Annotated in this window: 18 protein-coding genes; 5 read left to right on the forward strand and 13 right to left on the reverse strand. The window is 62.6% G+C overall.

What is annotated here, in order from left to right; translation table 11 throughout:
- Window positions 1-46 precede the first annotated feature (46 nt).
- The 3 genes from ltrA to BLR13_RS38655 form a co-directional block, all read right to left on the reverse strand.
- Window positions 47-1,378 carry a group II intron reverse transcriptase/maturase gene (ltrA, locus tag BLR13_RS38645; RefSeq protein ID WP_143039567.1) on the reverse strand — a complete coding sequence of 444 codons (1,332 nt, stop codon included), beginning with the start codon at window positions 1,376-1,378 and terminating at the stop codon, window positions 47-49.
- Between the two features lie 736 nt (window positions 1,379-2,114).
- The gene (locus tag BLR13_RS38650) at window positions 2,115-2,351 is read right to left on the reverse strand and encodes a hypothetical protein (protein WP_074829064.1); all 237 of its coding nucleotides are present in this window, start codon (window positions 2,349-2,351) and stop codon (window positions 2,115-2,117) included.
- 249 nt (window positions 2,352-2,600) lie between these two features.
- The gene (locus BLR13_RS38655) at window positions 2,601-2,762 is read right to left on the reverse strand and encodes a hypothetical protein (protein WP_157793765.1); all 162 of its coding nucleotides are present in this window, start codon (window positions 2,760-2,762) and stop codon (window positions 2,601-2,603) included.
- A gap of 132 nt (window positions 2,763-2,894) precedes the next feature.
- Here BLR13_RS38655 and BLR13_RS38660 point away from each other — a divergent pair, with 132 nt between their 5' ends.
- The 4 genes from BLR13_RS38660 to BLR13_RS38685 all read left to right on the forward strand — a co-directional run bounded on the left by BLR13_RS38660 (window position 2,895) and on the right by BLR13_RS38685 (window position 6,981).
- Complete coding sequence (locus tag BLR13_RS38660; RefSeq protein WP_074829060.1) at window positions 2,895-3,251, forward strand: hypothetical protein; 357 nt, start codon at window positions 2,895-2,897, stop codon at window positions 3,249-3,251.
- Between the two features lie 1,538 nt (window positions 3,252-4,789).
- The gene (locus BLR13_RS38675) at window positions 4,790-5,158 is read left to right on the forward strand and encodes a VOC family protein (RefSeq protein WP_074829057.1); all 369 of its coding nucleotides are present in this window, start codon (window positions 4,790-4,792) and stop codon (window positions 5,156-5,158) included.
- Between the two features lie 82 nt (window positions 5,159-5,240).
- Window positions 5,241-5,993 (forward strand): cupin domain-containing protein, encoded by a 753-nt coding sequence (locus tag BLR13_RS38680; RefSeq protein ID WP_074829055.1) that lies wholly within the window; start codon window positions 5,241-5,243, stop codon window positions 5,991-5,993.
- A gap of 64 nt (window positions 5,994-6,057) precedes the next feature.
- Window positions 6,058-6,981: a complex I NDUFA9 subunit family protein gene (locus BLR13_RS38685; RefSeq protein WP_074829053.1), complete on the forward strand. Its 924-nt coding sequence runs from the start codon at window positions 6,058-6,060 to the stop codon at window positions 6,979-6,981.
- A 62-nt stretch (window positions 6,982-7,043) separates the two neighbouring features.
- Here the strand turns inward: BLR13_RS38685 and BLR13_RS38690 are convergent, their stop codons facing one another.
- The 6 genes from BLR13_RS38690 to BLR13_RS42365 form a co-directional block, all read right to left on the reverse strand.
- The gene (locus BLR13_RS38690; RefSeq protein WP_074829050.1) at window positions 7,044-7,949 is read right to left on the reverse strand and encodes a DMT family transporter; all 906 of its coding nucleotides are present in this window, start codon (window positions 7,947-7,949) and stop codon (window positions 7,044-7,046) included.
- A gap of 86 nt (window positions 7,950-8,035) precedes the next feature.
- Window positions 8,036-8,905: an NAD(P)-dependent oxidoreductase gene (locus tag BLR13_RS38695; protein ID WP_074829048.1), complete on the reverse strand. Its 870-nt coding sequence runs from the start codon at window positions 8,903-8,905 to the stop codon at window positions 8,036-8,038.
- 3 nt (window positions 8,906-8,908) lie between these two features.
- Window positions 8,909-10,040 (reverse strand): peptide chain release factor 2 gene (gene prfB, locus BLR13_RS38700; protein ID WP_143039817.1). Its coding sequence is split into 2 segments (ribosomal slippage): window positions 8,909-9,970 and window positions 9,972-10,040, totalling 1,131 coding nucleotides; the frame shifts between segments, so codons are not numbered across the junction.
- A 241-nt stretch (window positions 10,041-10,281) separates the two neighbouring features.
- A complete protein-coding gene (locus tag BLR13_RS38705; RefSeq protein ID WP_074829044.1) occupies window positions 10,282-12,780 on the reverse strand; it encodes a penicillin-binding protein 1A in 2,499 nt (832 codons plus the stop codon).
- Window positions 12,781-13,020: 240 nt separating this feature from the next.
- Window positions 13,021-14,391 (reverse strand): N-acetylmuramoyl-L-alanine amidase, encoded by a 1,371-nt coding sequence (locus BLR13_RS38710; protein WP_074829041.1) that lies wholly within the window; start codon window positions 14,389-14,391, stop codon window positions 13,021-13,023.
- 640 nt (window positions 14,392-15,031) lie between these two features.
- Complete coding sequence (locus tag BLR13_RS42365; RefSeq protein WP_283808261.1) at window positions 15,032-15,712, reverse strand: hypothetical protein; 681 nt, start codon at window positions 15,710-15,712, stop codon at window positions 15,032-15,034.
- A 21-nt stretch (window positions 15,713-15,733) separates the two neighbouring features.
- On the opposite strand from BLR13_RS42365, the gene BLR13_RS38715 reads away from it, so the two are divergent.
- The gene (locus tag BLR13_RS38715) at window positions 15,734-18,277 is read left to right on the forward strand and encodes an Rne/Rng family ribonuclease (protein ID WP_283808262.1); all 2,544 of its coding nucleotides are present in this window, start codon (window positions 15,734-15,736) and stop codon (window positions 18,275-18,277) included.
- A gap of 73 nt (window positions 18,278-18,350) precedes the next feature.
- Here the strand turns inward: BLR13_RS38715 and BLR13_RS38720 are convergent, their stop codons facing one another.
- From BLR13_RS38720 to BLR13_RS38735, 4 genes are all read right to left on the reverse strand, one after another.
- The gene (locus tag BLR13_RS38720; RefSeq protein WP_074832212.1) at window positions 18,351-19,370 is read right to left on the reverse strand and encodes an amidohydrolase family protein; all 1,020 of its coding nucleotides are present in this window, start codon (window positions 19,368-19,370) and stop codon (window positions 18,351-18,353) included.
- Between the two features lie 208 nt (window positions 19,371-19,578).
- Window positions 19,579-20,247 (reverse strand): RraA family protein, encoded by a 669-nt coding sequence (locus BLR13_RS38725; protein WP_074829038.1) that lies wholly within the window; start codon window positions 20,245-20,247, stop codon window positions 19,579-19,581.
- A gap of 148 nt (window positions 20,248-20,395) precedes the next feature.
- The gene (locus BLR13_RS38730; RefSeq protein ID WP_074829036.1) at window positions 20,396-21,724 is read right to left on the reverse strand and encodes a dicarboxylate/amino acid:cation symporter; all 1,329 of its coding nucleotides are present in this window, start codon (window positions 21,722-21,724) and stop codon (window positions 20,396-20,398) included.
- Window positions 21,725-21,860: 136 nt separating this feature from the next.
- Window positions 21,861-22,364: a biotin transporter BioY gene (locus BLR13_RS38735; RefSeq protein WP_244525316.1), complete on the reverse strand. Its 504-nt coding sequence runs from the start codon at window positions 22,362-22,364 to the stop codon at window positions 21,861-21,863.

Consider the following 22,364-nt stretch of genomic DNA (forward strand, 5'->3'; position numbering starts at 1 on the left):
CGAACCGGACAGGCGGATTTCCCGCATCCGGCTCTCGGACAAAACGTCACGCCTTCACCCACGGCACGTCGTGCCCAAGCATGCTCAGCCGTACGAGCCCGAAGTGCCCGTAGAGATGCGGGAGTGGATAGGTCCCGCCCTTGCGTCGCCTGACCTTGTGCTTGATGCGCAACCACCGGCGCAACCGCATCGCGGTGTAGCTATCGAGTGCCCGATACGCCTTGCTGACAGTGCCTACTTGGAAGTAGTTCGACCATCCGCGCAGCGTGCGGTTCACCTTGCCCACCAGCTTTGTGGTTTCTTGCCATGTCCCCGTTCGGTCTGTCAGTGCGTGGATTTTCTCAACCATGCGCTTGATGCTTTTCTTCGATGGCCGGTATCCCAGGCGCGCCTGGCCGGTTCTCTCTGAGAACATCCGTCCGAACGTGTAGCCCAAGAAGTCGAACTCACCTTCCGGAACCCTGCAGATTCGTGTCTTCTCCTCGTTGACCGTGAGCTTCAGCTTGCTCATGATCTTGCGCAGTTGCTGCAAGGCTTCTTCGGCTTTGCCTCTCCGACACAGGATCACGAGATCGTCGGCGTAGGTCACGATACGAGAGCCGAGGCTTTGCTCCAACCCGAGCATATTCCATCCCAGCACAAACCGGCGCATGTAAATATTCGCCAGTAGTGGGGAGATGGGTGACCCTTGCGGGATGCCTCGCCGGTTGTCCCGGGCTTCGGTCGTGCGTGTCTTCCTTCCTCGATCATCGGTTTCTTCTACGGGGCATTCCAGCCACATCTTGATCAGATGCAGCACGCGCCGATCAACAATCCGGCGCGCTACCGACTTTAGTAGTTCGGCATGGGGGATGCTCCCGAAGTAGTCCGCGAGGTCGGCGTCAACGACTTCCGGATGGCCTCGGAACAGCAGCCGGTCCACCTCAATTACCGCCTGCTGGGCATTTCGCCCAGGACGGTACGCGTACTGTTCGGGTGGAAGGTCGGCTTCGAAGATCGGTTCCAGCACCAGCATCGCTGCCGTCATGCAGACCCGATCCCGCACGGTCGAGATGCCCAGCGGCCTGAGCTTGCCGTTGGCCTTCGGGATGAACACTCTTCTGATAGGATCCGGTCGGTAGCTTTCCTCCCGGAGCGCAAGCGCCAGTTCGCCAAGCCATCGCCCTACGCCATACGCATCGATATCCGCAAAGTCTTGACCGTCCACACCCGGTGCGCCCTTGTTGGAGCGGCACTGGGCATAGGCATGGGCCAGAATGTCCTCGCGGCTGATCTTGTCGTACAGGGCATAGAACCGATAGCCGGCTTCTGCCTTCGCTTTCGCGTGCAACGCCTTCTGCAGTTTCTGAACAGTTTTCGGAGTTGATAGGTTACCCAATCTCCAAATCCCTCACTACTTGTTGCGTCTGTCTTGAACTGAGGTCCCTTCCCTCCACCGGCGTTACCCGGCTTCAGCGGTACTGCGAACCTCTCCGCCACCCCAAGGCGCCCGACCTGTCCCTCGCGGGCGTTCGGTTGGTCATCGCTGGCCACGCCATGGGGCTTCCCGTGTTGCGTACGCTTTCCTTGTGTACATGCCGTCGCCACTACCCCGGCGCAGCGGCTGGGAGTATTAATTCGCTCTTGCACCCAACCGTATCAGCCTTCCCCGAAAGAGTGGTCGGGTCGGCCTGCGCATCGTCCTTTTCGAGGTTTGCTCGGCGTTTACTCGCGTTACGGCCTGCACACTCGCGCTGTCACCAATTCGTGACACGCATACCGAAGGCTTCAGCCACTTTGTTACCTCCATGACTGCTCCGGTTGCTTCCGGCTGGAGCGGTTGCCGGGTGGGACTTACACCCACTGGAAAGCGCCGCCTTTCCACGGCGCACACTCAAGTCGGACATCGCCTCAGGTTCGAAAAGTGCCAATAGGCGACATGGCGCGATTAGCTGGAAATGAAATGAGGCCGCCAAATGAGGCGACCTAATGAGAGGATCGCATTATGTCGCTACGGCGTTTGGATGCTTGTCAGTCATCGCCGCGGCCTCGTCTCACCGTTGCGCAGGCTAAAAGCCGACGACGTTCGCTTCCGCTGGTCGGATAATCTGGTCAATTTTTATGGTCTCATAGCATCATTCAGTCGGCGACAATTCCAGCAACTTCTTTTCCGCAGCGTCGTACACCTTGACTTGGAGCATCGGAAACTCGGCTTTGAGATCCCTCGCCCTTTTCTGCGCCGCTTCAAGTGTTGGAAATACCGTCTTCATCCGGCCATCGACTTCCAAGCCAAAGCCCTCGGTCATCACAAGGTCAGCGCGTGTGATGTTGCGGGGTTGCGGCTCGTCCGGTATCGTCAGAGGCTTTTTCATGGCAACTCCTTGGGTTGCCCCCTCCCTATCTAATCACTGCCCTCCTCGATAGAAGAGCAACGCCTTTCGCGAGATTTTCCTGGTCGTTCAATTTTCGACTTTTTCAACTCCTGTATGTTCGGCAATGCCGCGAATTGCCGAAGTCCAGAAAGACCGCAAACCAAGGCCGCCACTAGAGATGGATCTTTCGCCGTAGCCGCTCCTAATTGTTTTTGACGGGTTAAGCCACTCACGCCGACATCAAGCGCCTTAGTTCTTTCTGGGCAGCGGTTCGTTCGCTACTTCCTCCGCCAGTAGCTTTAAAAGCTTCTCCTGCCGCGCGCGAGCTTTCGCTGCCGCCGCCTCCGATGCAGCCACGAGACTGCGATAGAGCTTAAGGTTTTGCTGGCGAATGAAAAATTGATGTTCCATAGCTACCTCCTCTGAGGGCATGGACCGAAGCGCATCGTGCGCTTAAGAATGGAGAATGGGAAGTGTCGCGCACGTATTGTCTGCCGGAACGATCGAGGAAGACGACGACAAGCTGGGGAAGCCCTCACCAACATGGAACTAACATCGCTCAAGCGGTTAGTTGGGCGGCAAGCAGTCATCAAGACGGGCACAGGCCGGGATGCCGTCTGGCTTGCCTACGCTTACGGCGTTGTAAATACGGTCAGCCTTTGCGCCGAGCACGGACAAGAGACTTTTCATGCAATTCCCGTCGAAGCGAGCAGTTCGTTTCCATTAGCGTTGCGGATCTCTTTGTTAGCCGCCGCTCTGCTAGCCGCTCTGGTTTGGATTTTGCGTCTGTTGGCTAGGCGTCTGATGCGGGTTCTGGCCGGACTTAGCGGATTAATCGCCCTGTCGATTCTGCTGACCATACTTGTTGGGATCATTCTGTTTGTCATCCCGTCTCCTTAATGGTCGGGAACATATGACAACCGAGCATACGGAGGTTCGTTCCGGCAAATCAAAAAGAAAGCCGTTCAGTTCAGATGTGGCAGACCACTTGCTGATTATCGCGACCTTTGCCTTCAGTTACCCCCTCGTGCTAAGCGACACGTCCAACATATGCATATGCGCTTTTACTGTTTTCGCACCCGGAGTGCGATTCAATGCCTTTGCGATTTTCGTAGCGCCGGCTTTTTGCGTTGTTAGAGGCTTTAGTTGACCGATATCTGTTGCGGTCCAAGCGGGAACTTCGTTTTCCGTAGCCAACCCAGCATCGCCCGTTCACCTCTCGCGCCTAGCCGGGTCTTTTGTGTGATCGTCCCGCCGTCATCCAGATTATTTGGAGGCTGAAACCGCTCTTGGGCAACTATCTCACGCAGTAAGCCTGTTAGGAACGCTGTCCAAATTAGGCGCGACGCCGCCACCAACTGCGCGCGACACCAACGCTTGCTGGGCTACGACATCGCATTCAATTGCTTTCAGGAAGTTCCGATGCTCCTGGTGTTGAGCGTTCACCCTTCCCGGCAGCAGGCGAAAGCTCTTCACTCCTTGAATAGGTCGGCGCTGATGTTGCATGGTTTTGTTACTTACATCTCGTTGCGGCAGTTGCGGCCTTCTTAGGCACGATCATGAAGAGATGGCACCATAAAGAGATGGCGCACGTTTTATGGCAGCAGCGCTGTCTTGAAGTCGCCTCGCGACTGCACCATGTTGGAGTCGTCGATGAGACGCGTAGGACTTATCGACGTCACGGCAGGTAACGCGACGCGCTCCGGCGCATCGCAACGTTCCGCCACGCGACGCTGCGCGTCGCACCACATCGCTACGCAACGCTTGAGCCGCTGGGGTAGCCCGGCGGCTCGCGCGCGTATAGCGCGGACGGTCTCCCCAATCGCCTGTGGCTCCGAGACGCCTACCGCAGCCAGCCGGAGGTTGAAACCGAGGAGATCTGACAACGAGGGCGCGAGCTAGTCCCGCGCCGCCCGACCCGCCGGCGGGCCTTAATTCCGTCGGTGCAGATCGCCTTGAAGCCAGCGTCCAAGGCCCTTGGACTTCATGGAGTCTTCAAACGCGACAAAGGTCGTAAGTACCTGATTGCAGACAGCGCATTCAAACGTATGCAAGTCGACGCCCCGGGCGCGTGCTGGCTCGATGCTGACGAGCATCATTTGGGCCTTGCACCTCGGACAGGCGGGGCGCTCAATTGCAGCGAATGGAACGACGGACGACAGGCGTTGAGATTGGGGCATGATGCTTCCCTCGAACAGGCGGGAGCGCAACACTCTCTGTCACCGGTAATGCCTAGGAGGCGGAGCGGTGATTGTTTGATTATGCGCCGCCTGGGGTCTCAAACGCGAGTTAATTCGCAGATATTTGGAAGGAAGGTAAGCGCCTCGCGGAAATTGCGAAACCGGAAACTCCCGCCCGATGCGGTGAGCGTCCGCCACCAATTGCCAGTCTGGGGCCTGGCAACGGCGCGGGGAAAATGAAACGGGAGAGTTCTGCCCATGATCGAGGGGATCAGCGCGGTCACACTCGGCACCCACGAAATGCCACGAGCTGTCCGGTTCTACCGCGCGCTAGGGTTCGAGGTCCTGTATGGCGGCGAAGAGTCTTCATTCACCAGCTTTCAAGCAGGGACGAGCTATCTCAATCTCATCGCCCAGCCTGCCGAGCGGCGCTGGTCCTGGTGGGGGCGGGTAATTTTTTACGTCGCCGATGTTGACGCACTTTACGACCGTGCGCTCGCAGCGGGATACCAGCAAGCCACCGTGCCTCACGACGCCGAATGGGGTGAGCGCTTCTTCCACCTCAATGACCCCGACGGCCACGAACTCAGCTTCGCTCAGCCTTTGCTCCCGGTTTCCGTCCAGTAGCAGCTCGGAGCGGCCTGCCATTCCAAGAGGCGCTGGGAGAGTGTATGGTGCTCCGATTATCCGCTGAACCTGGGAGGCAATCATGCACTTCAGGACAACCGGACTTCTGTTGCTCGGCGCGATGGCGCTTCCCGCCTCGGCGACCGCACAAACAACCCCCGCTGCACCGGCAATTACACGAACAGTGGTCGCCGCAACCACACTGCCGACCGTCACCGACGTACCGCTCCATTTCAAAGCGGTGAGCGTCACTCTTCAGCCGGACGAGAAGAGCGACGTCTCCGCGGCCAACGGCATCCTCTACCAGATGTCCGGATCGACCGAGGTCGCGCTCGATGGCGAAGCCAAAATGCTCAACGGCGGAGAGGGGCTGTTCGTCGCCAGCGGAAAGACCGCGGCGCTGACGGCGGGCAGCAGAGGGCCATCGACTTTCCTCCACTTCTTCCTTGTCCCGGCAGTGGACTTGGGTCGGCCTGTCGAGACGGCGCCTGCCGCTGTGAGAGAGCTATATCGCACTTCGACTCCAATCCTCGACCTGAAGCCAGGCGGTTATGATCTCAATCTCACACGAGTCACATTTCCGGCACAGATGCCCTCCAACCCGCCGCACCATCGGTCAGGCGCAGCTCTATACTTTATCATCTCCGGCACCGGCGCGAACACGGTCGACGGCAAGACGGAAGCAAGAGGACCAGGTTCCCTGATCTATGAACCGTACGCCCTCGTGCACCAATGGGGAAACCCAGGCAACGAGCCCTTGATATTCCTGGCCTTCAACATCAATCCGAAAGGTGTGGCAGCCGTGCTTCCGGGCGCGCCGGCAAAGAATCAATAGCTAGTGGCGGGTGCCGCCGCATCCGGAGGACCGTTCGATTCCACATGAATTGGCGAATTGAATCATGGTGGCAACGAACGATCGCACCGTCACCGTGTTCGGCGGAACCGGCTTTCTCGGCCGCCGCATCGTTCGGTATTTGCGCTCTCACGGATTTCCTGTTCGTACCGCGTCAAGGCATCCGGATCGGGAGCACAGACTGTTTGGTCCCGATGATCCGCAGCTCCAATCCGTATGGGCCGACATTCACGACGAACGGTCAGTCGCGGATGCGCTTGCCGGCGCCTACGGCGTTGTAAATGCGGTTAGCCTTTACGTCGAGCACGGAGAGGAGACGTTTCATTCCGTTCACGTCGAGGCTGCCCAACGGGTAGCGGCTCAAGCACTCCGTGCCGGTGTCGATCGGCTCATTCACATTTCAGGAATCGGCGCCGACGCCACCTCACAATCACGGTACATCCGAAAGCGCGGAGAAGGCGAACTGGCGGTCCGGGCCGCCTTCGGCGATGCACTTTTCGTTCGCCCGGCGGTGATGTTCGGACCGGACGACGCGTTTCTCACCACCATCCTCAAGCTCCTTCGCCAGCTTCCGATCTATCCGACGTTCGGCCGCGGCCTGACCAGATTGCAGCCGGCCTATGTGGAGGATGTTGCGGAGGCGATTGGCCGGATCATGCAGCGAGCGGAAACGCCTTCAACGATCTTCGAGTTCGGCGGCCCGCGCGTCTACTCTTACGAAGAGTTTCTTGGAGTTGTTGCGCACCAGGCAGGACTTGCGCCCCGACTGATTCCAATTCCGTTTGCCGTTTGGAATGCACTCGCAAGGGCCTCCGAAATGTTCCCAAGCCCGCTCCTCACGCGCAATCAAGTGGAACTGATGCAAATCGACACCGTGTCATCGCCTGAGATGCCTGGATTTGTTGAACTTGGGATTTGGCCGCACACGGTCGAGGCAATACTCCAGAAGATGCTGTCGAATTGTGGATGAAAGAGGCTCCTCGGTTAATCCGTTTCAACGGCTGACGCCTCGCGCGTGACATTCGCCCGCAGTCATCGCTGCAAGAATTTCAGCACCCGCCCGTCGATCAACAGCAGCGCGCTGCCGATCACCAGCGCGCCAACAATTTCCTGCGCGGAAATTTGCTCGCCCAGCATCAGATAGCCGAGCAGGATGGCCGTCACCGGGATCAGCAGCGTCACCAGCATGACGTTGGTGGCGCCCGAGCGCTGCATGATCTGAAAGAACACGATATAAGCGAGCGCGGTCGATAACGCGGCCAAACCGATCACCGCGAGCCAGGTCGTCGGCGCCGGCATCGGCAACTGCCAGGGACGATCGACGAGGCCGGCGACAACAGTCATCATGGCGGCCGAGGCCAGCATCTGGAATGTCGCGGTACCGAGCGGTGGCGCGTCTGCTGGCAGTCGCCGCGCCACCAATGCTGACAGTCCGTAGCTGAAAGCCGCACCAAGACACAGCAGGATGCCGAGGCCCTGCCCGCTTTCAAACCCGAGCCCGCCGCCATGCAGAATGGCTACGCCGATCAGGCCGGCCAAGACGCCAGCAACCCGATGCGCCTGCAACTTCTCCTCCCCGGCCACCGCCATCACCACGACAGCGAACAATGGCGTCGTTGCGTTCAGGATCGAAGCCAGCCCGCTTGGAATATAGGTCTGTCCGGTCACGATCAGCGCGAACGGCAGCACGTTGTTGAGAAACCCGATTGCGAAAAACGGCTTCCAGCCGGACAGGCCTTTGGGAAAGGGAATCCGATAGAGCCAGAGCAGCGGCAACAGCATCACGGCCGCAAGCGCCACCCGCAGGAAAACCAGCGTCAGCGGCGGCAACTCCCGCAACACCACGCCGTTGAAAAAGAACGAGCCGCCCCAGAGCACCGAGAGCAGGCCCAGCAGCGGCCAGTCGCGGGTGTCTATCGAAGTGTCATTGGCGGTCATTGCGGCTCATATCTGCGGTTACGCAGATGTATTCCGCGGCGGCAGGCTTGCCCACCCGATTCCCGGACACGAATTCGCGACGCCGGCTATTTCGGCTGTGAGACGATCGCGATCATGCTGCCCTCGTCTTCGTCGGGCGCGTGGGCCTTCGCTCTGTCGTAGGCGGCGAGCGCAGCCCGGCTGACCGGCACGCCCGGCAGCAGGCTCTCGGCGAGCGCCACGGCATAGGCCGCATCCTTGTGGCGCAGCGCTGCGGTAAAGGAGGCGCCGGAGAAGTCGCGCGCGATCATGCGCCTGGAGTGACGGATCACCTGCGGGCTTGCCACCGCTCCGGTCGCCAGCGCTTCGGCCACCAGCTTCATGTCGAGGCCGGCCTGTTCGGCAATCGCAACGCCCTCGGCGAGGCTTGCGATCTGCACCGCCCCGATCAGATTGTTGATCAGCTTGAACACCGTGCCGCTGCCGACCGCGCCGAAATGGCGCACCGTCGTACTGAGCGGCGCCAGATATATCCGCGCCTTTTCGAGATCGGCCGCGTCGGCGCCGACCAGCAGCGTCAGCTTGCCGGCGGCGGCGGCTTCCGGCAGGCCGGTGACCGGGCAATCGATATAGACCAGTCCCCGCCCGCGCAATTCGCGCGCCATGTCGAGCGCGTGCTGGTGCGACACGGTCGAACATTCGATCGCGAAGCTCCCCGGCTTCATGTTCGCCGCAGCGCCGTCGTTGCCGAGCCAGACGCTGCGCGACGCCTCGTCGTCGGCGACCATGGTCACGACCGCATCGGCGCCACCGGCGGCATCGGCCGGAGATCGCGCAAAACGCGCGCCGCGCGCGATCAGGTCGTCCGCTTTCGCCTTGCTGCGATTCCACACCGCGACGTCAAAGCCGGCATCGAGATAGCGGCCGGCCATGCCGTGGCCCATGCGGCCAAGACCGATGAAAGCGACTTTGCTCATAGGTCAGTCAACATCGTCGACCGCGCCGGGCGAGGTGCCGAACGCACGTTGCGCCAGCGTGGCCGCCATGAATTCATCGAGATCGCCGTCGAGCACGCCTGATGTATCCGACGTCTGCACGCCGGTGCGCAGATCCTTCACCATCTGATAGGGCTGCAGCACATAGGAGCGGATCTGGTGACCCCAGCCGATATCGGTCTTGGCGGCCTGATCGGCGGCGGCCTGCTCCTCGCGCTTCTTCAACTCGATTTCGTAGAGCCGGGCGCGCAGCATGTCCCAGGCCTGCGCCTTGTTCTTGTGCTGCGAGCGGCCGGCCTGACAGACCACCGCGACGCCGGTCGGAATATGCGTGAGCCGGACCGCGGATTCGGTCTTGTTGACGTGCTGACCGCCGGCGCCGCCCGAACGCATGGTGTCGGTGCGAACGTCGGACTCGGCGATGTCGATCTTGATGCTGTTGTCGACGACCGGAAAGATCGCCACCGACGAGAACGAGGTGTGCCGTCGCGCGTTGGAATCGAACGGCGATATCCGCACCAGCCGGTGCACGCCGCCTTCGGTCTTCAGCCAGCCATAGGCATTGTGCCCTGAGATCTGGATGGTGGCGGACTTGATGCCGGCTTCTTCGCCCGGGGTCTCTTCCAGGTATTTGATCTTGAAGCCGTGCTTCTCGGCCCAGCGCGTATACATGCGCAGCAGCATCGAGGCCCAGTCCTGGCTTTCGGTGCCGCCGGCGCCGGCATGGACCTCGAGATAGGAATCGAATCGGTCGGCCTCGCCCGACAACAGCGCTTCCAGCTCGCGGCGGGCGACTTCCTTCTTCAACGCCTTCAGCGCGTTCTCGGCCTCGGTGACCACGCCTTCGTCGTTCTCGGACTCGCCGAGTTCGATCATTTCGACGTTGTCGCTGAGCTCGCGCTCGACCTTGCCGATGCCTTCAAGCGCATCGACCAGCGAGGTGCGCTCCTGCATCAGCTTCTGGGCCTTCTGCGGATCGTTCCAGAGATTGGGGTCTTCGGCGAGCTTGTTCAGCTCCTCGAGGCGTGCCGTCGATTGGTCGACGTCAAAGATGCCTCCTCAGCAGCCCGACTGACTGCTCGATCTCTTCAACGAGGCGTTCGATTTCGGCGCGCATGGTCTCTCTGATCTGCGGCTAAACCGCGAATGAATGAGTTCCGAGGGATGTAGCGGCGTCCGCCGCAAAGCGCAATCACCCCGGGCTTATGGGCCGGGGTTTAGTTGCTACACGCGGGCTAGAACCCCGCTCCGATAGGATCGGAACGGGGCTCTAGATTTTTGATTTGACGTGTTTTCTTGACGCGGACCGGTATCCACCCACGGATCAAGTCCGAGGGCATGCTTCGCTGGAAAACGCTTTAGTACAGCCCGCCGGTTCCGGGGCGCATGATGTTGCCGGCGTCGGGCGTGGTGCCTTGCGGAATCATCCGCTGCCCGTCCGCATCGGCTACGCCGATGACGGAGTAGTTATCCGGCGGCGCCGTGCCCGGCTTGAACGCTTCCAGGATGGTGCGGCCGCCGTCGCCGGGACCGGCGCGCATGCCGGACTTGGCATCGACGCGAACCAGCTTGATACCGGCCGGCACCTTGAACGGAATCGGCGGCTTGTCGGCAAGCGCGAGCTTGAGGAAGTCGCGGGCGATCGGAGCGGCCAGATGACCGCCGGTCGCGCCACGGCCGAGGTTGCGCGGTTTGTCGTAGCCGACATAGATGCCGACCACGAGGTCCGGCGAGAAGCCGACGAACCACGCGTCCTTTTCATCGTTGGTGGTGCCGGTCTTGCCGGCGATCGGCTTGCCGACTTCCTTCACGGCCATCGCCGTGCCGCCCTGCACCACGCCTTCCATCATCGACGTGATCTGGTAGGCGGTCATCGGATCCAGCACCTGCTCGCGGCGATCGACCAGTTGTGGCTCGGGCTGGTTTTTCCAGCCGGCCGGCGCGTCGCAGCCACGGCATTCGCGCGCGTCGTGCTTGAAGATGGTGTGACCGTAACGGTCCTGGATGCGATCGATCAGCGTCGGCTTCACGCGACGGCCGCCATTGGCGAACATCGAATACGCCGTGACCATCCGCATCACGGTGGTTTCGCCCGCGCCGAGCGCATAGGACAGGAAATTCGGAAGTTCGTCGTAGACGCCGAAACGCCTGGCATATTCGCCGATCAGGGGCATGCCGATATCCTGCGCCAGCCGCACCGTCACCGTGTTCAGCGACTGCCGCAGCGCGTTACGCAGCGTGACCGGTCCCTGGTATTTGCCGGACGAATAGTTTTCCGGACGCCAGACGCCGGCGCCCTGCCCCTGGTCGATTTCGATCGGGGCGTCGACCACGACGGTCGACGGGGTGTAGCCATTGTCCATCGCCGCCGAATAGACCAGCGGCTTGAACGACGAACCGGGCTGCCGATAGGCCTGGGTGGCGCGGTTGAACTGGCTCTGGTCGAACGAGAAGCCGCCGACCATCGCCAGCACGCGCCCGGTCCACGGGTCCATCGCCACCATCGCGCCGGACACTTCCGGCAACTGACGCAGCCGGTACTGGCCTTCAACGGCATTGCCGTCCTTGCCGAACAGCGGATCGGCATAGATCACGTCGCCCGGCGCCAGCACCTGCGCCACCGACGTCGGCGTCCTGCCCTTTGCGGGTCCGGACGCGGCCTTGGCCCATTTCACGCCGTCGATCGCGATGATGCCGGTCTGCCGCTGCTTGGAGACCGCACCGCCAAGTTCGCGGGCCGGCTGAAAGCCGATCCGCGCCGACTGGTCCGAGGTCTCCAGCACCACGGCCATGCGCCAGGGCGCGATGTCGCCCAGCGATTTGATGTCGGCGAGTTTCACGCCCCAGTCGCCGGAGATGTCGAGCTTGCTGGGCGCACCTCGCCAGCCGGTGGCCTCATCGAAGTTGACGAGGCCGGCCGCCATGGTCTTGCGCGCCATCACCTGAATTTTCGGATCGAGCGTGGCACGGACCGACAATCCACCTTCGTAAAGCTTCTTTTCGCCGTAACGCTCGAAGATGTCGCGACGGACTTCCTCGGCAAAATATTCGCCGGCGAAGATATGCGCGCCGTTGCCGCGGTTGCTGACAATCAGCGGATCCTTGCGGGCCTTGTCGGCGTCGGCCTGCTTGATCCAGCCGTTTTCCAGCAGGCGGTCGATCACGTAGTTGCGGCGCTCGATGGCGCGGTCGCGGTTGCGCACCGGGTGCAGCGCGCCCGGGGCTTTCGGCATCGCCGCCAGATAGGCCGCTTCCGCGACCGTGAGTTCGTTCACCGATTTATCGAAGTAAACCAGCGAGGCCGCCGCGATTCCATAGGCGCCGAGCCCGAGATAGATTTCATTGAGGTACAGTTCGAGGATGCGATCCTTCGAATAGGCGCGCTCGATGCGCATCGCCAGCAAGGCTTCCTTGATCTTGCGGGCGAACGAAACCTCGTTGGTCAGCAGGAAGTTCTTGGCGACCTGCTGGGTGATGGTCGAGGCGCCCTGCGGCCGGCGGTTGGAGCCGTAGTTCTGGGCATACAGCACCGCGGCGCGGGCCATGCCGGAGAAGTCGATGCCGCCATGCTCATAGAAATTCTTGTCTTCGGCGGCGAGGAAGGCGTTGATGACGAGCTTTGGAACCGCCTGGATCGGCAGATAGAGGCGGCGCTCCTTGGAGTATTCGCCGAGCAGCGCGCCGTCGGAAGCGTGCACGCGCGTCATCACCGGCGGCTCATAATCCTGAAGCTGCGAATAATCCGGCAAGTCCTTGGAGAAATGCCAGATCGCGCCCGCAACGCCGGCAACGCCGACCAGGAACACGACGGTTCCGGCGGCGAACAAGAAACCCAGGAATCGCACCAGCAAGCGCATTGAAGTTCCGTTCCCTCGCGCCGTGATCAGTGGCGTCAGTCCAGCAGCTAAAATCTACACCCAACCGGCCGCCATCGCGCGGCCTGTCGATCAGCGGTCTATCAATCAATCGGGTCGACGGCACAATACTGGCCGATTCCAAAGACCCTGCGGTGGTTTTTTATACCTTTGCCGCTGTGGCCAAACTAGGGCTTGGAGCAGATGGCGGTATGCTTTTGACCCTACTTTTCTTGCGACTTTTCATTTGGCTGTTCCGGCAGTTGCCAGCCGTTTGGCGAAAAATGCATCAATCGCCTGCGCCATCGATCCGACCGTCTTGGTCCGCCAGTTCTCCGACACCAGATGTTCGAGATCGCCCTTGTTCGAGACGTAGCCGAGTTCGACCAGGACCGACGGCACGTCGGGAGCCTTCAGGACCCGGAAGCCTGCCGACTTCAGCGGATGCTTGTGCATCCGCGCGGTGTTCTTCATCTCGCCCATCAACAGGCGGGCGAACCGGTTTGAAAACGTTCGCGTCTCGCGCTGCGCCAGATCGATCAGGATGTCCGCGACCTCGGTCGGTTCGTCGGTGAGATTCACCCCGCCGATCGCGTCGGACTTGTTTTCGGCCTCCGCCAGCCGCTCGGCCTCGGCGTCGGAGGCCTTGTCGGACAGCGTGTAGATCGTGGCGCCCTGGGCGTCACCCTCGTGACGCGGCAAGGCGTCGGCATGGATCGAGACGAACAGCGCCGCCGACTGGTTGCGCGCCACCTTCACACGGTCATTCAGCGGAATGAAGGTGTCGTCGGTACGGGTCATGACGACGCGGAATTTGCCCGATTTCTCGATCCGATCGCGCAGCGCAAGGCCGAATCCCAGCACCAGGTTCTTTTCCATGACGTCGCCGCCGGCCTGGGTGCCGTTGTCGATGCCGCCATGGCCGGGATCGATCACGATCAGCGGCCTCGTATCGGTCACTTGAGCAGACTTGGCCGCAGCAGACTTTTCAGCAGGAGACTTGTCAGCAGCAGACTTGGCCGCGGCCGAGGCGTCCACCGGCGCCACGGCCGCATTGGCATCGGCAATCGCCGGCCGCAGCTCGGGGCGATTCTCCGGCGCCAGCGACTGGACGAAGGCGGTGCGGTCGACCTCTTCGAATTCAATCACCAGCCGCGGCGGCTGGTCGTTGGCCGCCTCCAGCACATAGGATTTGGCGATCTTCGCAGGTCCCGTCAGATCGAACACGATTCGCGAACCGCCGGGCATGACAAGGCCGTAGCGGAACGCCTTGATCAGCCCCCGCCCCGCGGCGCCGGTGCCGGCGGCAAGCTTGAAGCTGACCTGGGGAATGTCGAGGATCACGCGATAGGGATCGGCGAGCGCAAAGGCGCGAAACGGGATGGTCCGGTCGAGATCGAGGATAAAACGGGTCTGCCGTGCGTCGCCCGCGAGGCGGGCGTCAGAGGCGGTCGGGAAACTCACCCCCGCTGACGCCAAAGCGGCGGTCGGGACGGCGGAACCGGCGGCAGGTCCCTCGGCCGCGCTCGGGCCGATGGTTTCGGCGCACAGCAATGCTGCGGCGCACAACAGGCCGTATCCCAGCAAAACACGGTGATTTGCGCGGTTGGCCAACGATTCGGTGCCTCCGGAGACCCCTCAATACCGCATTAGAACCACAGGGTTAATCGGACCTTAAGCCCGTGGCCACGAAAAGGAACGAGTGTTGCTGCGCAGCGACGCTTGCCGGATGCTTCCCTTGCACGGAGGCCCCGATCCACGTATGTACGGGGTGCTGAAGGCTAATACTCCCGGTTGTGTCGCGTTCAGCCTCCCGGTGCAGCGCCGGATCCTTCGAAGTTGAAGTGTCCAGCGTCTTTCCCGATCCCTCCACGGCCAGCGCCGCGCGCGGCTGACACGGAGTGGCGGTTTCGAGCCCGAGCGGCGTCCGGTCCCACAGGTACTTGTTGAGTACCTTTCTGCTCCAGGGACGGTTTGAGACACGGCAGAACTGATTATCCGGACCCGAAACGGTCCGATATGCGATGGCCGGCGGGCGCTTTGGCGCCGCGCCGGGGCTTTCGGCGAAGAGACAAGGCGGTATCTTTTTGCCGCCAACATGTTCAGACGGGCCGACGCTTGATGCGCCAGACTGTATTGCCGACCAAGATCCACGGAACGATCGCGCCGACGCGAAGCGAAAGCTTCGCGCGTCGTCTCGCTCCGGTGGGACACCGTTCGGCGCGGCGCCAAGGTTTGCGTTTTGGCCTTCCCCTCACCCCCGAATCAGGTGGACCGTCGCGTCACCGGGCCGCGCAATTTGCGCGCGCCATGCACCGCGCCCGCCGCCGTCAAGAGCTCCAAAATGCCCAACAAGATGTTGATCGATGCCACCCACCCGGAAGAGACCCGGGTCGTTGTGGTCCGCGGCAATCGCGTCGAAGAATTTGATTTCGAGACCGCCCAGCGCAAACAACTGCGGGGCAATATCTACCTCGCCAAGGTCACGCGCGTAGAGCCATCGCTGCAGGCGGCTTTCATCGAATATGGCGGCAACCGCCACGGCTTCCTGGCCTTCAGCGAAATCCATCCCGACTACTACCAGATCCCGGTCGCCGACCGTCAGGCGCTGATCGAGGCCGACGAACGCGCCCATCGCGAAGCCGAGGAAGAAAGCGAGAACCGCTCCAGCCACCGCCGCAGCGGCGGTCGCTCGCGTCATCGCAACGCGCACCGGCGCGGCCATGGCGACCGCGTCCAGAGCGACGTTGTCGAGAATGCCGGTGGCGATCCGGCGCAGGCGCCGCAGCCCTATCCGGCGCAGGAACATTCGCAAGAACACGCGGAAGGCTTCCACGCCGCCGAAGCCCACGGCGAGCACCCGCACGCCGACGCGGGCCATCATGACCATGAGGGACATGAGCACGATCATGCCCATGATCACGATCATAGCCATGACCACGATCACCATGAGCCGGTGGCAGCCGAAACGCCGGCCAGGGAGTCGGTTTCCGAAGCACACGTCGCCGCGCCGGTCGATGCGACCGCGTTGCCCGGCACCGAAACGCAGGAACACGCCCAAGATCTGCACGCCCACGACGTTCACGCTCACGACGACCATGCGCACGAGCATGCCGAAGAGCACGCGCTCGAAAACGCCGCCCATGCCGACGACGCGCCGCATCGCGAGCACGCCGGCGAAGAACACGAAGCTCACCCGCATGACGAGCATGCCGGCGCCCATGGTGACGAACATCATGACGATGAAGAAGACGATGGCGACGACGCCGAGGAAGAAGTCGTCGAATCCGTCGGCGGCGACGACGTTCTGGAAGAAGTTCCGGAGCGCGCCTTCCGTCCGCGCCGCCAGTACAAGATCCAGGAAGTCATCAAGCGCCGCCAGGTGATGCTGGTTCAGGTCGTCAAGGAAGAACGCGGCAACAAGGGCGCTGCGCTGACGACCTATCTGTCGCTGGCCGGCCGCTATGCCGTGTTGATGCCCAACACCGCCCGCGGCGGCGGCATCAGCCGCAAGATCACCTCGGCCCAGGACCGTTCGCGGCTCAAGGAAGTGGTGCAGGATCTCGACGTGCCCGAAGGCATGGGCATCATCCTGCGCACCGCCGGCGCCTCGCGGACAAAGCCCGAGATCAAGCGCGACTTCGAATATCTGATCCGCATGTGGGAAACCGTGCGCGACATGACGCTGAAGTCGCAGGCCCCCACCCTCGTCTATGAGGAAGGCTCGCTGATCAAGCGCTCGCTGCGCGACCTCTACAACAAGGAAATCGACGAAATCCAGGTCGCCGGCGAAGCCGGCTACCTGGAAGCGCGCGACTTCATGAAGATGCTGATGCCCTCCAACGTGCGGGCGGTCCGCAAGTACGGCGACGGCCAGCCGCTATTCTCGCGGATGGGCGTCGAGAGCCAGCTGGACGCGATGTTCTCGCCCACGGTGCAATTGCGCTCCGGCGGCTACATCGTCATCAACCAGACCGAGGCTTTGGTCTCGATCGACGTCAACTCAGGCCGCTCGACCCGCGAACACCACATCGAGGATACCGCGCTCAAGACCAACCTGGAGGCTTCAGAGGAAGTCGCCCGCCAGCTGCGATTGCGCGACCTCGCCGGCCTCATCGTCATCGACTTCATCGACATGGACGAGAAGCGCAACAACCGGGCGGTCGAGCGCAAGCTCAGCGACTGCCTGCGGCAGGATCGCGCCCGTATCCAGGTCGGACGCATCTCGCATTTCGGCCTGCTGGAAATGTCGCGCCAGCGCATTCGCGCCAGCGTGCTGGAGAGCTCGACCGAGCCCTGCGCGCAGTGCGGCGGCAGCGGTCACGTTCGCTCGGTCTCGTCGGTGGCGCTGCAACTGCTGCGCGGCATCGAAGAGATATTGATGAAGGGCGCCACCCACAATCTGGTGGTGCGCACCCGGACCGACGTCGCGCTCTACGTCCTCAACCACAAGCGCGGCCATCTGCGCGATCTCGAAAACTCGTTCAAGGTCTCGCTCGCCATCGTCGCCGATCCGACCGTGAGCGGCCAGCAGTCGTTCATCATCGATCGCGGCGAACAGGTGCATACGCTGGAGGCCGCCAAGGCGTTGCTCGCAGCGCAGGCCGCCGCCACCCCGCCGCAGGTCGACGAGCCCTATGACGAGGAAGAGGCGTTCGATATCGAGACCGAAAGCGAAGTCGAAACCGAAGAGACCGAGGGTCTCGTGGAAGACGCCGCCGGCAGCGAAGAGGTTAGCGGCGAAAGCGAAGGCGACGCTCACCGCCGCAAGCGGCGTCGGCGCCGGCGCGGCCGTTCCGGCGAACCCCGTGAAGGCGGCGCGCTCCGCGAGGACAATGGTTTCCCACGCGAGGAAAACGATGCCTTGCGCGTTGTCGCCGAAGCCATGGAAAGCCCCGTGGCCGGTGACGACGGCGAATCCGACGAGGACGAAGGCGACGAGCAGCCCGGCGTGGTTCGCGGCGATCAACCGGCGAACGGCGAGCGGCGCCCGCGCCGCCGCGGTCGCCGTGGCGGACGCCGTCGGCGTGGCAACGGGCCGGAAGATGGTCTCGCCGGATCGATCGCGGACGAACTCGGGCCGACATCGGCGCCGGAAGCCGCCAACGCGGTGGCCGATTTCGACGGCGGCTCGTACGAGCCCGCCCCGACGCTCACCCAACCCGAACCCGCCTGGCAACCGGCGCAGCATGAACCCGCCCCCCCGGCCTATGCTCCGCCCGAGCCGGTCGCGAGTGCGCCCATTGCTAGTGCGCCAACGGTGGAAGAAACCACGCAGGATGCCGACCGGGCCGCCGCGCGGCGCCGCTCGACCGTGCGCGAAAAGGTCAGCTTCATGACCAGCGCGCCGGCCGATCCGGCGCCTGCCGCCGTCAGCCACAGCGCGCCTGAACCGGTCGCTTCGCCGGCACCGTCCGAGCCCGCACCGGCCGAGAGCGGCGAAGCCGCCGCACCGCGCAAGGCGGGCTGGTGGTCACGGCGCTTCGGCAACGGCGAGTAAACGACCAATTCGGAAAAAGAAAACCGCCCGGCAAAACCGGGCGGTTTTGTTTTGTCTGCGCCTCGGCCGGGCCTCAGGCGGCGAGCCTGGCCGACAACCGTCCGTAGACGGCGCGCGCATTGGTTTCGAAGATCGCGCGCCGCTCACCGGCGCCAAGCGAGGGCGACTGCTCGATGTAGCGCTTGGTGTCGTCGAAGGGATATCCGGTTTCCGGATCGATCCCCTTCACCGCACCGACCATCTCCGAGGCGAACAGGATGTTCCTGGCCGGGATCACCTTGGTCAAGAGATCGATACCGGCCTGATGATAGACGCAGGTATCGAAGAACACGTTGTTCAACAGCAGTTCCGACAGCGGCGGACGTTTCAGGTCCTGCGCCAGCCCGCGATAGCGGCCCCAGTGGTACGGCACCGCACCGCCGCCATGAGGAATGATGAACTTCAGCGTCGGGAAATCGCGGAACAGGTCCGAGGTCAGGAACTGCATGAACGCGGTGGTGTCGCCGTTGATGTAATGCGCCCCGGTGGCATGAAAAACGGAATTGGCGGAGGCGCTGACATGGACCATCGCCGGGACGTTCAGCTCGACCATCTTCTCGTAGAGCGGATACCACCATTTGTCGGTCAGCGCCGGCTCCTTCCAGAATCCGCCCGACGGATCCGGGTTGAGGTTGCAGCCGACGAAGCCGAGTTCGTTGACGCAGCGTTCGAGCTCGGCAATACAGTTCCTGGGCTCAACGCCGGTCGACTGCGGCAACTGGCAGACGCCGACAAAATTCTTCGGATAGAGCTGCGTCAGCCGGAAGATCAGGTCGTTCGAGACCCGCGACCACGCAGCCGAGACCGAGGCATCGCCGACATGGTGGCCCATGCCGGAGGCGCGCGGCGAGAAGATCGTCAGGGACGTGCCGCGCTCGCGCTGCAGCCGCAGCTGCGCGCCCTCGACACTCTCGCGCAACTGATCGTCGCTGATCTCCAACGCGTCGATCCGGGGCGCCTGCGACGGACTACCGATCGCATCGATTTGACGCTTGCGCCAGTCGAACAGGGCCTTCGGCTCGGTGGTGTAGTGTCCGTGGCAATCGATCACCAGGCCACCGGCGCCCTCGCCCACGGACTTCGACCTCGCTCCCGCTGCGGCCTCGACATTGACCGGCGATGCGCCGAAGGATACCGCATTGACGGCCATCGCCGCCAGCATGCCGACCGGCGGCGCATAGCAGCCACATGCGAGCCTTCGCGGCATTGCGCGACGGCCCGGCATTGCCATTCCGTTCGGCATGATGCGTTCCCCCTTGCCCTCAGGCGATGACGCCGAGCTTCTTCAGGCTAGCGTCGACCCAGCTACGGTCGCTCTTGCCAGCCTTGATCGCCGCGAGCTGCCTGGTTTCGGCCTCGTGCTTCGCGGTCGTCGCTTTCAGCACTTCGGCGGTGTTTGCGAAGGGGATGCAGACGATCCCGTCACCGTCGCCGACGATGAGGTCGCCAGGCTCGATCACCATGCCGTCGATCGCGATCGGAACGTTGATCTCGCCAGGACCGTCCTTGTAGGGGCCGCGGTGGGTGACGCCGGCAGCGAAAATCGGAAACCGGCCGGCATGGATCGAGTCGTAGTCGCGGATCGAACCGTAGATCACCATACCGGCGATGCCGCGATGCTCCGCGTGCGCGGACATCATTTCGCCGATCAGCGAATTGGTCAGGTCGCCGCCGCCATCGACCACGATCACGTCGCCGGGTTCGGCGATATCGATCGCCTTGTGCAGCATCAGGTTGTCACCCGGCCGCGTCTTGACCGTAAAGGCCGGCCCGGCCAGCACGCCGCCCTCGTGCATCGGACGCAGCGACGCGCCGCCCGCCGTCATCCGCGACATCGAATCGCTGATATTGGCGACCGGCAGCGCGCTGAATTTCGACACCGTATCGGCGTCGACCTTGCGGGTTCGCTGCAGAATTCGAAATCCGATCAATGTCTCTCTCCCGTTTTTTATGGCGCCGGCAGTTTGACCTGCCGGCGCGTTTTGAGCCGCAATGGCTTTCAATTTGACACGTTTCCCTGACGCGAACCGGTTTCCACCCACGGATCAAGTCCGAGGGCATGCTTCGCTGGAAAACGCTCTAGCCGGTCGTGACCGCGGTCTCGAGGTCGGCCGGATCGACCTGCTTGTTGAGACTGACGCGCAGCTTGTCCTGATCGAGTTCACCCTCCCACCACGACACCACCACGCAGGCGACGCCGTTGCCGCACAGGTTGGTCAGCGCGCGGCACTCGCTCATGAACTTGTCGATGCCGAGCACGATCGCCATACCCGGCACCAGCCGCGGATCGACCACCGCCAGCGTCGCCGCCAGCGTGATGAAGCCGGCGCCGGTGATGCCGGACGCCCCCTTCGAGGTCAGCATCGCGACCAGCAGAATGGTGATCTGCTGACCGAGCGTCAGATCGAAGCCGAGCGCCTGGGCAATGAACAGGGTTGCCAGCGTCATGTAGATGTTGGTGCCGTCAAGGTTGAACGAGTAGCCGGTCGGCACCACGAGGCCGACGACCGACTTGGAACAGCCGAGCCGCTCGAGCTTTTCCATCAAGGACGGCAGCGCGCTTTCCGAGGACGACGTTCCGAGCACGATCAAGAGTTCGTCCTTGATGTAGGCCAGGAACTTGAAGATCGAGAAGCCGACCATGCGCGCGATCACGCCGAGCACGACGAACACGAACAGTGCGGCGGTGAGATAGAAGGTCGCGATCAACCCCATCAGGTTCAGGATCGCCCCGGTGCCGAACTTGCCGATCGTGAACGCCATGGCGCCGAACGCACCGATCGGTGCAGCCTTCATCACGATCGCAATGACGCCGAACACGGCGTGGGCGGCGTCATCGATGAAACTGCGGATCACATGGCCGCGTTCGCCGAGCCCCATGATCGCAAAGCCGAACAGGATCGAGAACAGCAGCACCTGGAGGATTTCGCCCTGCGCGAAGGCGCCGACCACGGTGTCGGGAATGATGTGCAGGAAGAAGTCGACGCTCTTCTGCGCCTCGGCCTGTTTAGCGAAGCCGGCGACCGCCTGTGCGTTCGCCCCCGCCCCGCCGAACCCCGAGCCGGGCTTGACGACATTGCCGACGACCAGCCCGATCAGCAACGCGAAGGTCGAGACGATCTCGAAATAGACCAGCGCCTTGATGCCGATGCGGCCGACCTTCTTGGCGTCCTGGATATGCGAGATACCGGATACCACGGTGCAGAAGATGATCGGCGCGATCACCATCTTGATCAGCTTGATGAAGCCGTCGCCGAGCGCCTTGATCCAGTCGTTGGTCGCGTAGGCAGGCTCGAGCCAGCCGAAAAGCGCACCGAGCACGATGGCAATCAGCACCTGAACATAGAGAACCCGGTACCAGGGCTTTGCCGCACGCACCGGTACTTCGGTCGCAATCGTTGCCGTCATGACGTTCACTCCCCCTCAGAAGTTTTCGGATTTTGTGCGCATTTGCCCGCGCTCTTGTTGGACCACAGCCAAAACATTTGGGCCAGCGGAGTCAATGGCATTGCTCCGCCGGCCACTGGTTCTGCACGTGACGGTTTCAGGCGCGCGGCGCGAACAGCCGCCGGAGCGCCGGCACCAGCGTGGCGCCGAGCGCGTTCTTGACCAGCGATGCCGCGATAAACGGCACGATGCCGACCAGCCAGGCCTTGTCGGCGCCAAGCTTCATGCCGAACGCCAGCCAGGCGAAGCCTGTGCCGAGAATGAGGACGTGTCCAATTCCCATCGCGACGAACAGCCACAACACCGACCGGTCCCAGCCGCGCTGGCTCAGCCAGCCCGTGGCAAACGCCGCCAGCACGAAACCATAAAGGTATCCCGCCGTCGGACCGACCAGCGGCGCGAGACCGCCGACGGGACCCGCAAACACCGGCAAGCCGATGGCGCCCTCGGCCAGGTAGGCGATCACGGTCGCACTGCCGAGCCGCCAGCCATAGGCGGCGCCGATCATCAGCACGACCAGCGTCTGCAGCGTCATCGGCACATAGGGCAATGGCAGATTGACCTTGGCCGACAAGGTCAGGAGCGCGGTACCCAGCGCCAT

The organism is Bradyrhizobium ottawaense (genome assembly GCF_900099825.1).
GTDB lineage: Bacteria > Pseudomonadota > Alphaproteobacteria > Rhizobiales > Xanthobacteraceae > Bradyrhizobium > Bradyrhizobium ottawaense_A.